A 13,098-nucleotide genomic window follows, 5' to 3' on the forward strand; every position below is an offset into this window, starting at 1 on the left:
GCAATAACAGCCTGTTGAGTATTCATAATTAGTTACTTGTTCGAACAATTCTTTTGTTTGTAAATTGTTGTAAAGTTGTATTTGTGGTGTTAGGTTTGACATGTAACAAATAAATGTTATCGATAACAAGACGGTTTAGAAGTACGTTTTTTGTTTGGTAAATAAGTAAATAAAAATCACATTATTGTAACTAGCCCTGTGGGGGGATATGAAAATCAATAAACTAAAACCAAATCTGCTTTGGGTAGCAGTCGCATCGATTATGGGGACCGCATCTTTTGTTGCGTCTGCCGAAGAAACTCAAACAGCAGCTGATGAACCTATTGAAGTACTATCAGTAAAAGGTATTCGTAGTAGTTTATCTCGAGCACAGGATATCAAACGTACTTCTGACGGTGTTGTAGATGCAATTTCAGCTGAAGATATGGGTAAATTCCCTGATACTAACTTGGCTGAATCTTTACAGCGTGTCACGGGTGTTTCTATTGACCGTAAAAACGGTGAAGGTAATCAAATCACGGTACGTGGTTTTGGCCCAAGTTTTAACCTTGTGACGTTAAATGGTCGTAATATGCCTTTTGCTGATTCACCTAAGCAAGAAGGGGCTGGCGGCACACAAAACCGTAGTTTTAACTTTGAACAAATCGCTTCTGAATCTGTCAGCGGTGTTAATATTTATAAAACATCACGCGCCGATCAAGCATCTGGTGGTATTGGCGCAACAGTTGATATTCAAACAGCTCAGCCGTTTGATTACGATGGGTTTAAATCAGCATTTAGTGTTAAAGGAACAGCTGATACCTCTGTCGATAAAGGGGACTCAGTAACGCCAGAGATTTCTGGATTAATCAGTAATGTGTTTTTAGACGGTAAATTAGGTTTACTAGCGTCATACTCATTCTCACAACGTGATAGTGGCCAAGATATCATTGCAACGGATGGCTGGTTACGTCAAACAGCAGGAAACTGTGAATTAGGTTTTTCTACCTCAATCGATGATTGTGGTGGCAACATGATTGATGATAGTGTCAGCACAAATCCTAATGGCACGATTTGGTTACCGCAAAACTACAACATGGATTTCAGTAATCATGAACGTGTTCGTCAGAATGCGCAGTTTGTAGTGCAATATGCGCCGACTGATAATATCGTGGCAAAAGTTGACTACTTTTTCTCAGAATATGAAGATACTGTTGAGCGTTATCAAACAGCACACTGGTTTGGTAACTGGGTCAACGGCGCAACAGATGAAAATGGCACGATTGCAAAAATCGTTAATGGTGCAGGTGGTACCGATTTCTTAGGTTATCACGATGAAATTAAGACTGAAAATGATTCAATCGGTTTCAATTTAGATTGGCAAATTCAAGACAACTTTACCGCTAACTTTGATTACCACCACAGTGTGTCTCACGCACAACCTGATGGTAACTTATCCGAACGTTCAATATTATTAACCAACTCAGACTTCTTCTGTGCTACCTATGAAGAATGTTATGCAGGTCGTTTTACTGTTGATTATGGCCAAGGTACCCAGTTACCAATCTTGAATGACCCAGCTCAGATGGCTGCAGCTGGTTTCACTGATAATGATATTCACTATTTATACGATGGTGCTAATACAGGTGATGGTCAGTACGATCGAGTAAAAGGTAATCTCGTTATCGGCCGTGGTAATGAAGTTGAAAATACTATTGACCAGTATAAACTCGATTTTGAGTGGGTTAATGACAGTAATGATGCGCTAGCAAAAGTTAACTTCGGTGTGGGTTATGTTGACTTTCAATATGATACAACTTGGAGAATGAACTTCACAGGTATTGCTGGTTATATGCCTAACATGGATGATTTATCGTTAGTTGCTCGTGGCGATGTTGGAAGTGACTTCAGTGGCAGTGACTCTTTATTTGATAACTTCTATCAGTGGGACGTGGCTAAAATGTATGGCGAGCTAGAACAAGCTGGCTTTAGCTATAATCCAGAAGTTTATAACAAAGTAAATGAAGCAACGACTTCGGCTTACATTCAGTTTAACTTCCAATCTGACTTTAATGATATGCCGTTAAATATTGTTACTGGTGTACGTTACGAAGAAACGGATGTGACAGGTACAACTAACCAAGTTACACCTTATTCACTTCGTTATGTCAGTTTGACTGAGTTACGTTCTCAGTTTGATGATGTACCTGTATATGGTGAAACCGAAATTGATGGTGATTACTCGTACTTCTTACCAAGCTTAGATATTAGCTTAGAAGTGGCTGATGATGTGATTACTCGTTTATCTGCTGGCCGTACGTTAACGCGTAATGATTTAACCGCACTTAGACCTGCAGTGAGTATTGCCAATTCACGTCCAAATGGTCCTTACCTTGCTTACCAAGGTAACGCGAACTTGAAACCTTATATCTCTGATAACTTAGACTTATCTCTTGAGTGGTATTACGCACCAGGTAGTTATGCATCAGTAGGTTACTTTAAAAAGTGGGTTGATAACTACATTGCCAACGAAACGACTTCAGGTGCTTTATACAACGCTGATGGCGTTGCTTATACCGACCCAAGTCAAGGTGATTTAGCTGCGGCTGGTTGTAATGAAAACGGTGAAGATGTCGCTGCTTGTGATGGTGTTAATGTTCCTGGTTCGCCAGTCATTGATTGGCAAATTACTACACCTGTTAACCGTGAATCAGCAGAAGTGGATGGTTTCGAAATTGCCTTACAGCATTTGTTTGGTGAATCAGGTTTTGGCGCTCAAGCTAACTACACTTATGTTAATGGCGACATTGAATATGATGTATACAAAACTGACCGTCAAACTGCATTAACGGGTTTGAGTGACTCAGCTAACTTGGTTGCTTTCTATGAAAACTATGGTTTCCAAGCACGTGTTGCTTATAACTGGCGTGATGAGTTCCTATCAGGAACGGATCAGTTACGTGCACCTGACGAGCCAGTATTCACTGAAGAATACGGTCAGTTAGATGCTAACGTGAGTTATGACATCACAGAGAACTTTACCGTGTTTGTAGAAGGCTTAAACCTTACCGATGAAGTGTTACGTCAACATGGTCGATTTGAAAATCAATTGATCAGTGCTCAAAGCTTTGGCCCTCGCTTTAGTGTTGGTGTTCGCGGCAGCTTCTAATCACAATTAAATAGAGTCTTAAATCTCTCTCCCCAAAGCTACCATTGATGTTAAATGGTAGCTTTTTTATTACCTACACCTTTATAAGTTACTAATTTTATTGTTTATTTAAAATAATCACTTTGAAAAGTAACTTTTTAATTGTGAGCGGTAACATTTTGATGTAATGTTTATGTTAAGTATGAGCAGGGGCATTGTATTTACTCCCCTTTAGTTCGTTGAATATAATTTCCGAGGAAAAGACTGTGTACTTAGGTATTGATTTAGGAACATCTTGTATAAAGCTAGTTTTAGTCACTGAAGGTGGCACAGTTGTTGATACCGTAAGTGTGCCATTAACTGTTTCACGCCCACAACCATTATGGTCTGAGCAATCTGCTGAGTCTTGGAGCGATGCAGCCATGGTGGCTATGGACAAACTTGCCGCCAATGGACAACTCGCAGATTTAAAAGCGATTGGTTTATCGGGTCAAATGCACGGTGCAACTTTACTCGATAAGCAAGGCAATGTACTTCGACCAGCAATGCTTTGGAATGATGGTAGAAGCGCACAGCAATGTTTAGATATAGAAGAACTTGTCCCAAATGCTCGCCAGCTTACCGGTAACATGATCATGCCAGGTTTTACTGCGCCTAAATTGTTATGGGTGAAAGAGAACGAACCTGCAATCTTTGACCAAGTGGCTAAAGTCTTATTACCAAAAGATTATGTTCGTTACTTGCTTACTGGTGATTTCGCCTCTGATATGTCAGATGCAACAGGTACTGTCTGGACTGATGTCGCTAAACGCGATTGGGATGACAATTTATTATCTGCAACAGGTTTATCTCGTGACCATATGCCGAAACTCTTTGAAGGCTCTGAAATCACCGGTTATATCAAACCAGATTTAGCACAGCGATGGGGTATTAAGCAGGTGCCAGTCGTTGCTGGTGGTGGCGATAATGCTGCTGGTGCGGTGGGTGTAGGCATCATTAAGTCTGGCCAAGCTATGTTATCTCTTGGAACTTCTGGTGTTTATTTTGCGGTAACTGACGGTTACAAATCTAATCCAGATAGTGCTGTTCACAGTTTTTGCCATGCTCTTCCTGGTACATGGCACCTTATGTCTGTTGTGTTAAGCGCAGCATCTTGCCTTAGCTGGTTAGCAAATCTTGTGGGCAATGTCAGTGTACCAGAACTATTAAATGAGTTAGCGCAGCAGCAATCTGATGTCGCATCAGATTTGATTTTCTTACCGTATTTAAGCGGTGAACGCACTCCACATAATAATCCACACGCTAAGGGTGTTTTCTTTGGCTTAACCCATTCAACAGAGCGCGCTGATATGACGAAAGCGGTACTTGAAGGGGTTGGATATGCATTTGCAGATGGTTGCGATGCTTTGCACGCATCAGGGGTTAAACCTGATGAAGTATCTCTCATAGGCGGTGGTGCTAAAAGTGAATATTGGCGCATATTGTTGGCAAATATTCTCGGGCAAAACTTAGTTTATAGACAAGGCGGCGATGTAGGACCTGCGCTTGGAGCTGCAAGACTTGCGCAGCTAGCAGTATCACCAAATGCCAGCATAGAAGATATTTGTCCTGTTCCACCTCTCGTGGAGTCTTACAAAACCGATTTAGCAGAGTTTACACGACACAAAGAGCGTCGCGAGAAATTTAGCCAGATTTATCAGAATTTAAATTCATTATTTTAATGATTAAAAATAAGCGTATTGAATAAATTAACACTTATTGCATGCGTAACTACCTTACTGTTTGGAGAGAACTATGAGTGAATTCTTTAGTGGTGTTAACAAGATAAAATATGAAGGCCCTGAATCAACTAATCCTTTGGCTTTTCGTTATTACGATGAAAATAAAGTCGTATTAGGTAAAACAATGAAAGAGCATCTGCGTTTTGCAGCATGTTACTGGCATAACTTTTGTTGGAATGGTTTTGATATTTTTGGTGCTAATACCTTTGACCGCCCTTGGTTAGAATCTGGCGAACCTTTAGCAATGGCAAAGCAAAAAGCCGATGTCGCTTTTGAGTTTTTCCAAAAGCTTGGTGTGCCTTATTACTGTTTTCACGATGTGGACGTTTCTCCTGAAGGTGCCAACATTCGTGAATACTTGAATAACTTTGCTGAAATGACGGATGTACTTGCACAAAAGCAAGAAGAAACCGGCATGAAGTTACTTTGGGGTACTGCTAATTTATTCAGTAATAAGCGTTATATGTCAGGTGGTGCGACTAATCCAGATCCTGAAGTATTCGCTTATGGTGCAACCCAGGTGTGTACAGCAATGAATGCAACTCAACGTTTAGGCGGTGAGAATTACGTATTATGGGGTGGTCGTGAAGGTTACGAGACTCTATTAAATACCGATTTAAAGCGTGAACGTGAACAGTTTGCTCGATTCCTTACCATGGTTGTTGAGCATAAGCATAAAATTGGATTTAAAGGTTCTCTATTAATCGAACCTAAACCACAAGAGCCGACTAAGCATCAGTATGATTACGATACAGCAACAGTACATGGCTTTTTATCTCAATATGGTTTAGAAAAAGAGTTCCAAGTGAACATCGAAGCTAACCATGCAACGCTAGCAGGACATTCATTCCATCACGAAATTGCTAATGCGTTTGCACTCGATGTGTTTGGCTCTATCGATGCTAACCGTGGTGATCCTCAACTAGGTTGGGATACGGATCAGTTCCCAAATAGTGTTGAAGAAATGACACTGATTATCCATGAAATCTTAAAAGGTGGTGGTTTTAAATCTGGTGGCTTTAACTTTGATACTAAAATCCGTCGTCAAAGTATTGATCCAAATGACTTGTTCCATGGTCACATTGGCGGTATGGACACAATTGCAGTGGCGTTATTAAAAGCTGCAGATATTTTCACAGATGCAACGTTAGAGAAAAAAGTAGCGCAACGTTATGCCGGTTGGGATGGCGATTTAGGTCAAAAAATCTTAAATGGCGGCATGGACCTAGCGGGCTTAAGTGAATTCGCGCAAGCACAACAGCTAGATCCAAAACCGCAAAGCGGTCAGCAAGAATTATTAGAGAATTATGTTAATCGCATGATTTTCTAAATGAGAAGTATGTCCATCGCATTAAAGGTAAATGAGAAAGGTCGCTCGTAGTATTACTTTAATGCTTTTTTATCTGCTCAACTTTCTGAGCTAGTGCTTGTCGGGTAAGCACTACAAGATCAGCCGTTAATCTATGTTAACGGCTTTTTTTCAAATTTTAAAATAACTGGCTGAAATTTCAGCATATCAAGGAAAGTTATTATGCTGTCTTTTTACCGTTCTAGTTGGAAAATTGCCTTTATTGTTTCGTTAGGTGGGTTTATTTTTGGGTTCGACGCGTCTGTGATCTCTGGCGTTATAGGCTTTGTTGAAGAAGAATTTAACTTAAGCACGTGGCAACAAGGTTTTGTGGTAAGTGCACCGACTCTTGGCGCCATTTTAGCTAACTTTGGTGCGGGTTATTTCAGTGACAGATTAGGCCGAAAGCCAGTTCTAATTATTATTGCCGTTTTATATTCAATCTCCGCTATTTTGTCAGCATTCGCATTCAGTTATGAAATGTTAATTACTGCCAGATTTATCGGCGGATTAGCATTTGCTTCATTAATTTTAGGCCCACTTTATATCGCAGAAATTTCTCCTGCGCATAAACGTGGTCGATTTGTCTCATTTAATCAACTTAATATCATGATTGGTTTTTCAGCTGCATATTTCGCAAACTATCTATTTTTGTACTTTCAAGATAGCCAATCATCATTAGCGCTTTCACTGGGTTTAAAAGAAAATATTTGGCGTTGGATGCTAGGTATTGAAGCGATACCCGCTATTTTTTATGCATTATTACTCAGCTTTATTCCTCGAAGCCCTAGATGGCTTGCACTTAATAAAAGCCATGTAGCAGCGAAGAAAGTACTGGATAATATTATGTCTCCTGAAGAGGCTAAGCATCAATGGAAAGAAATAAATTCATCACAGTGTAATTATCATTTGCCCTTGAAAGAGGGAATGCTAAAAATCATTAGTCCTAAAATGCGTGCCGTGCTTACCCTTGGTTTAGTGATTGGCATTATCCAACAAATTACCGGAATTAATGCTATTTATTTTTATGCTCCTACCATTTTTGAACAAACAGGTGTGGGTAAAGATGCTGCTTTTGCCCAAGCTGTACTGGTCGGTATTATCAATTTAATTTTTACTATTATCGCGATGCTATTAATAGATAAAGTCGGCCGTAAACCATTAATGCTCGCTGGCTTAGTGGGAGTCTGCATTAGTATGAGTGTGTGTGCCTATGGCTTCTCTCAAGCAGAATTGAATCCTCAGCTTATTTTGATGGGAATTTTAGGCTTTGTCGCTTCATTCGCAATGTCGTTAGGTCCAGTGATGTGGGTACTGCTTTCTGAAATATTCCCAAACAACATTCGAGCGCTTGCTATTGCCAGTGTTGGAGTTGTTAACAGTATTGTTAGCTACCTAGTCCAACTAGTTTTTCCTTGGCAATTAGATAACTTAGGAGCAAGTTTAACATTTGCTATATACGCCGCTTTTGCATTAATTGGCTTTGTATTGGTGTTTAAACTTTTACCTGAAACAAGTGGTTTAACCCTTGAAGAATTAGAGCGAAAACTAACACCAGAAATGGGTTAACCATTAAGTTTTTTCGTCTTTAGATTTAATCAGTTTTAAGAATTTAAACACTACAAAAGGAATTAAAATGAAAAAGTTAAATTGGGGAATCATTGGGGCAGGTAGAATTGCACATCAATTTGCTGCTGATATGGTAACAGTTGCCAACAGTCAGTTATATGCTGTAGCAGCCCGAGATGAGACAAGAGCACAAGCCTTTGCTGAGCAGCATCAAGCTGACGTTGCCTATGGAGATTACCAGCAATTATTTAATGATGATAATGTTGATGCTGTGTATATCGCCACGCCACATAACCTTCATTTTGAACAAGCAAAAGCAGCTATGTTGGCTGGTAAATCAGTATTATGTGAAAAACCGATTACGGTAAGTCAGCAAGAATCAGAAGCACTATTTCAAATCGCGAAAGAGCAACAGGTTTATCTAATCGAAGGCATGTGGACTTACTTTTTGCCCGCCATAAAACAAGCTCTGCAATGGGTTGAAGAAGGCAAGATAGGTAAACTTTTACATGTCAAAGCAGACTTTGGTTACCCTCAGGTATATTCGCCTGATGCCAGAGAGTTTGATGCCGATTTAGCAGGTGGTTGTGTGTTCGAAATGGGTATTTATCCCATTGCAATTGCTCAATTATTTTCGAGTTTAACGCCAGACTCTATTTATGCCACCGCCAGCTTTGCACCGAACGGTGTAGAAGATGATGTCAGCTTTATAATCAACTATCCCGATATGACCGCCACGTTAGGAACTTCGTTTAAATGTAAATTACAGAACTGGGCTTATATTATCGGTGATAAGGGCTATATCGCGATTCCTGATTTCTGGCGTGCAAGTCAATGTTACTTATATGAGCTTGATACTCAAGTTGCTAGCTTTAACGATCAACGTACTACAATAGGTTTTGATTATGAAATCAATGCAGTAAGCGATGATATCTTATCTGGAAGGTTAACGTCAGATATTGTAACTCCTAACTCGTCAAATACGTTTCAGCAGTTAATAAATCAAGTGAAGTCATACATTAAATAGTAACCATTACGAATTACTTAACTCCATTATGCTAATTATCTTAAATTGTGCTTTAAAGTCTTTATCGATAGTATTTAATTTATCGGTGAAGACTTTTTTGCTTAATTTTTGAGGACATTTATGGGACTACCTCGTATTGATATTTCTCCAATTTCCAGTTTACAAGACAAACAAATTGCAAACATCATTAAAGCAGTTGGAAGAGAGTTTGGCGCAGTAGGAGAGGGCTTTGGCCCATCAGATGCTGAAGTGGATAATATGAGCCAGCATTACTTAGTTAAGCAGCGAGCATGCTATTTAGTGGCTAGTGTTGATGGTGACATTGTCGGCGGTGCGGGAATTGCGTCTTTTAATGGCTCAACTGATACCTGCGAATTAAAAAAGTTGTTCTTATTACCCGAAAGCCGTGGATTAGGGCTTGGTAAGCAGTTAACGCAGCAATGTTTAGCTTATGCAAAAGGAGTTGGCTACACACAATGTTATTTAGATACCTTGGCCAGTATGACTGCAGCCATTGCTTTATATGAAAAAAAGGGTTTAAACACTTAGATAAGCCTTTAGATGGCACTATTCACGGTGGATGTGATGTTTGGATGTTAAAATCGCTCAAATAGTAATCTAGTTGCATAAAAAAGCCAAATCACAGGATTTGGCTTTTTTGTTGAACCTTAATTAATTTAGTGGCTTAGTCCTTTAGTGGCTCAGTGTTTTTGATTATTAGGCTCTTTTTTCTATCACTTCACTGGTTGAGAATCGATAGCGCATATTGCGATAGACACACACATCGGTGATGTCTTCAGGTGTACCATGTGGCGCACTTCTAAAGTTAGTTGATACTCGATATTGACCTGTAACTTCAGTGACTTTATGCCAGCAGTGACCATGTAACAAGACTAATGTGCCGGTTTTAGGCACCAGTGTGACTTCATTTTCAAAGTGAGTATCATGCTCGCTGGCTGGTAATAAACCACGCTTATGGCTACCAGGTACGACCATGGTAAAACCACCCGTTTCCTCGGTGATATCCATGGTGTACATCAACCTATTTAAGTTAAATTGGTTAGCGTCTTCTGGCGGACAATCTTGATGCCAAGCTTGTCCCTTTGTCCCTTGTTTAGAAAACATCACCATTGAATATTGTGAGTACCACTCTTGGCCCAGAATCGCTTCTGTAAGCGCTAATAAGCGTGGGTCTTGGTCGACTCTATCAAATTGTTCATGTCCCTCTCGCTGCGGGAACCAAGGTATAACTTCTGTAGCTGCTTTCGATAAAAACTCATCATTATGTAAAAATTCAGGCGTAGTACCAAAATGCTGACAGATGTCTTTATTCAACGAGTTCATCAACTGTGTATCAAAAAAGTTTTCAATAACTAAATAGCCATTTTGATGAAATTGAGTTGCTAATTGTTCATAGTTCATTGGTTTACCTCTTACTTAAGTTCATTGGTTTACCTCTTACTTAGCGTCCTAGTACTCACTCGTTTGGATCCAGCGCTGCGCATCGTTAACTTCGTCTAACCATTTTTGCTTGATTAACGGGTTGGCTTGAACACGAGAGTCGCCCCAATTGCCATTGGCGCAATTGGTTGCTGGTGGCCCTGATTGTTCTGCGCAATACCACATAGGTTGTGATTCCCAGTTAGTATTTATATAGGCAACCGCTCTAATGATATCTTGATTGGTTTTAACAAAATTAAAGAAAGGTTGATACCATGCATCCCATAGTGCCTCTGCTGTGATTGGTGTTTGCTCGTTTAACTGTATATAGCTGTGGGTTAGAGCAGAGGTGCGATATCCTTGCGGGGCAGCTTCTGCAATCATGACAGGTTTTTTATGTTGTTTAGCAAAGTCGAGAATTTGCTGTTGAGCGAAATCAGGTGTGTATTTAGGCTCATAGTTCCATTGAGTTAAATCTCGATAGAATACAGATAATGAAACCCAGTCAACATATTGGTCACCCGGATACCATTGATTTAAATGTTCTGGGTTAGTGAAATCATATTTAGCCGCATCATCACCGGCAATGGTTGGATCTGGCCAAGCGGCAGATTGCCAAACTGTAGCCACATTATCGAGATTGGCTTGCGCGATTTTGTTACTAATGCGTATAAATGCTTTCTTGTAACTTTCAGGTGAATAGCAATTCCAGGCTCCATCAAATTCGTAACCAATGCGTAGAAAGACCTTTCTTGGTGCAATAGAAGCAAAGTACTGGTTCATTAATGTGATGCTTTCGTCATACTCGCCATCGGCAATTTTTTGTGCATGATCAACATCATTGCAGCGGTCGAGTGCCAAACCAATCGCTAATGCAGCGTTGGGTGACTCTGATAAGCTTTGTTCAAATGAAACATCTCCCGCTTGCCAGTTTGCCACTTGATAAACAGCTGGCAATGCTTGGGCTGGATTGGCCGTTTTTAAGGTAGTGTATAGGGTTATTGCTTCAATATTATCTTCTGGGTTTCCTGCAATATATTCTGAAATAGTGTCAGAATCTTGGCCAATAAAAAGCAGTTGTTTATTATTTGGAGGCAAAAACTTTGCACCTTCAAATGTTGAAGATGCTTGATATTTCACAGTATCTGTAATGGTTTGCTTGTTTGATTGCGTCAATTCAGAAGCACTTTGATTATTGTCTTTATATGATTGACTGCAGGCTGTTAGCCCATAAAGCGCTAGCAGTAATCCTGCTGTATTTTTTTACAAATTTCATTTGGCCCCACCCAGTAACGATAATTGTATTGACAAGATGTTGTGACAGTTCAAAGGTTTTTGATATTTTTGACGATTTAATTCAAAAAAACCTTTGTTATCGCTAACAATACTAGTGTTGCAGGTTACAATATGTCCAGTACTTTGTTAACATATATGTAATGTTTAATGCTTAGCCAATGATTATAAGACTAATTATTGCTAAGGCTGTAAGTCAGTTATAACTTGTTTTAACCTATTTATAATGGGGGAAGTGCACTATTTGCTATGATTTTCAAACAGGGCTTGTTACCTTGTTATCTTGTAACAATTATTATTTTTATATGAGTTTCCTATATGAGTTCAACTACCAAGACAAATGCAAGAGTGAAAACCACCATTCAAGATGTGGCTGAATTGGCAGGTGTCTCAAAGATGACAGTCTCGCGAGTGCTAAACAATGATGAGAAAGTCAGCGATAAAACTCGAACTAAAGTACAAAAAGCGGCGAGCCAGTTAAACTATCGTCCTAATATTTCCGCGAGGCGCTTAGCAAGTTCGAAATCATATTTCATTGGTTTACTGTACGAAAACCCCAGTGAAGGCGGCTATGTTAGCCAGTTTATGTTGTCGGCGTTAAAAAGCTGCCGTAAACGTGGATATCACTTAGTGGTTGATGAATGTGATGGAACACAGGATGAGAAATTAAAAATTACTCGTGATCTTGTTGAAGAAACAAGAGTTGATGGGGTGATTTTACTGCCACCATTTTGTAATAACATCGAGATCCTTAATGAATTAAAATCATTAAATGTCCCCTATATTCGTGTCTCACCTGATATTGAACTCGGGTTATCACCATTTGTTTGTATGGATGACTATCAAGCCGCATATGAGATGACTAATCTTTTGATCGCAAAAGGGCATAGAGATATTGGCTTTATCATTGGTCACCCTGAACTCGGGGCAAGCCGTTTACGTTACCAAGGTTTTTTAGATGCAATGCGTTCTAAAAAGTTACCTGTGCCGCCAGAGTATATTGAACAAGGTATGTATAGTTACAAGTCGGGGTTAACTGCAGCTAAGTTACTGCTGGATAGAGCGAATAAACCTACCGCCATATTTGCCAGTAATGATGATATGGCAGCAGCTGTGGTATCGGTAGCAAATTCTTTAGGGTTAAATGTTCCTACAGATTTAAGTGTAGTTGGCTACGATGACACTCCTTTAGCAACCACTATTTGGCCGCATATCACTACAGTGAAGCAGCCTATTGCAGCAATGGCTGAGACTTCAATTAGCTTGTTAACCTCTGGCCAGGTTGATAAACTCGATCAGACTAGCCTTTCTGAGCTACGCCATGTGCTTGATTTTGAAATTAAAGAGCGAGACTCAGTCGAAGTAAATTAATCTAAAACGATTATGACCAAGCCCAATACCTAAAAGCAGCCTTATGGCTGCTTTTTTGTTTTAATTTAAATGCTTGGTCTCAATTCACTTAATAATTTATGTAGCGCATGGTTCAAACAAAGGAAATTACCAAAGCAATATT

The 13,098-nt window shown here is 39.7% G+C and carries 9 protein-coding genes; 7 read left to right on the forward strand and 2 right to left on the reverse strand.

The window, feature by feature from the left end; translation table 11 throughout:
- Positions 1 to 208 precede the first annotated feature (208 nt).
- From ACGEDC_RS17745 to ACGEDC_RS17770, 6 genes are all read left to right on the forward strand, one after another.
- Positions 209 to 3,148 (forward strand): TonB-dependent receptor, encoded by a 2,940-nt coding sequence (locus ACGEDC_RS17745; protein ID WP_394494786.1) that lies wholly within the window; start codon positions 209 to 211, stop codon positions 3,146 to 3,148.
- 245 nt (positions 3,149 to 3,393) lie between these two features.
- Positions 3,394 to 4,848 (forward strand): xylulokinase, encoded by a 1,455-nt coding sequence (xylB, locus tag ACGEDC_RS17750; protein WP_394494788.1) that lies wholly within the window; start codon positions 3,394 to 3,396, stop codon positions 4,846 to 4,848.
- 73 nt (positions 4,849 to 4,921) lie between these two features.
- On the forward strand, positions 4,922 to 6,238 hold the full coding sequence (gene xylA, locus ACGEDC_RS17755; protein WP_394494790.1) for a xylose isomerase: 1,317 nt from the start codon (positions 4,922 to 4,924) through the stop codon (positions 6,236 to 6,238).
- Between the two features lie 201 nt (positions 6,239 to 6,439).
- The gene (locus tag ACGEDC_RS17760) at positions 6,440 to 7,825 is read left to right on the forward strand and encodes a sugar porter family MFS transporter (RefSeq protein ID WP_394494792.1); all 1,386 of its coding nucleotides are present in this window, start codon (positions 6,440 to 6,442) and stop codon (positions 7,823 to 7,825) included.
- 67 nt (positions 7,826 to 7,892) lie between these two features.
- Entirely contained in the window at positions 7,893 to 8,852 is a 960-nt protein-coding gene (locus tag ACGEDC_RS17765; RefSeq protein WP_394494794.1) for a Gfo/Idh/MocA family protein, read from the forward strand.
- Positions 8,853 to 8,972: 120 nt separating this feature from the next.
- Positions 8,973 to 9,401, forward strand: a complete 429-nt coding sequence (locus tag ACGEDC_RS17770) for a GNAT family N-acetyltransferase (RefSeq protein WP_394494796.1) — start codon at positions 8,973 to 8,975, stop codon at positions 9,399 to 9,401.
- A 168-nt stretch (positions 9,402 to 9,569) separates the two neighbouring features.
- Here the strand turns inward: ACGEDC_RS17770 and ACGEDC_RS17775 are convergent, their stop codons facing one another.
- Together ACGEDC_RS17775 and ACGEDC_RS17780 are read right to left on the reverse strand one after the other, a co-directional pair.
- Positions 9,570 to 10,274, reverse strand: a complete 705-nt coding sequence (locus ACGEDC_RS17775; RefSeq protein WP_394494799.1) for a phytanoyl-CoA dioxygenase family protein — start codon at positions 10,272 to 10,274, stop codon at positions 9,570 to 9,572.
- A gap of 48 nt (positions 10,275 to 10,322) precedes the next feature.
- The gene (locus tag ACGEDC_RS17780) at positions 10,323 to 11,468 is read right to left on the reverse strand and encodes a hypothetical protein (RefSeq protein ID WP_394494801.1); all 1,146 of its coding nucleotides are present in this window, start codon (positions 11,466 to 11,468) and stop codon (positions 10,323 to 10,325) included.
- Between the two features lie 435 nt (positions 11,469 to 11,903).
- Here ACGEDC_RS17780 and ACGEDC_RS17785 point away from each other — a divergent pair, with 435 nt between their 5' ends.
- The gene (locus ACGEDC_RS17785) at positions 11,904 to 12,956 is read left to right on the forward strand and encodes a LacI family DNA-binding transcriptional regulator (protein WP_394494803.1); all 1,053 of its coding nucleotides are present in this window, start codon (positions 11,904 to 11,906) and stop codon (positions 12,954 to 12,956) included.
- Positions 12,957 to 13,098 lie beyond the last annotated feature (142 nt).

Origin of the sequence: Shewanella sp. ENK2, assembly GCF_043568515.1 — a bacterium.
Classification (GTDB): Bacteria; Pseudomonadota; Gammaproteobacteria; order Enterobacterales; family Shewanellaceae; genus Shewanella; species Shewanella japonica.

What these genes read in the sequence shown, in the direction of transcription:
- ACGEDC_RS17770 (WP_394494796.1), top strand. Translation starts at nt 8,973, where the DNA reads ATGGGACTACCTCGTATTGATATTTCTCCAATTTCCAGTTTACAAGAC.
- ACGEDC_RS17785 (WP_394494803.1), top strand. Translation starts at nt 11,904, where the DNA reads ATGAGTTCAACTACCAAGACAAATGCAAGAGTGAAAACCACCATTCAA.
- xylA (WP_394494790.1), top strand. Translation starts at nt 4,922, where the DNA reads ATGAGTGAATTCTTTAGTGGTGTTAACAAGATAAAATATGAAGGCCCT.
- ACGEDC_RS17765 (WP_394494794.1), top strand. Translation starts at nt 7,893, where the DNA reads ATGAAAAAGTTAAATTGGGGAATCATTGGGGCAGGTAGAATTGCACAT.
- ACGEDC_RS17760 (WP_394494792.1), top strand. Translation starts at nt 6,440, where the DNA reads ATGCTGTCTTTTTACCGTTCTAGTTGGAAAATTGCCTTTATTGTTTCG.
- ACGEDC_RS17775 (WP_394494799.1), bottom strand. Translation starts at nt 10,274, where the DNA reads ATGAACTATGAACAATTAGCAACTCAATTTCATCAAAATGGCTATTTA.
- ACGEDC_RS17745 (WP_394494786.1), top strand. Translation starts at nt 209, where the DNA reads ATGAAAATCAATAAACTAAAACCAAATCTGCTTTGGGTAGCAGTCGCA.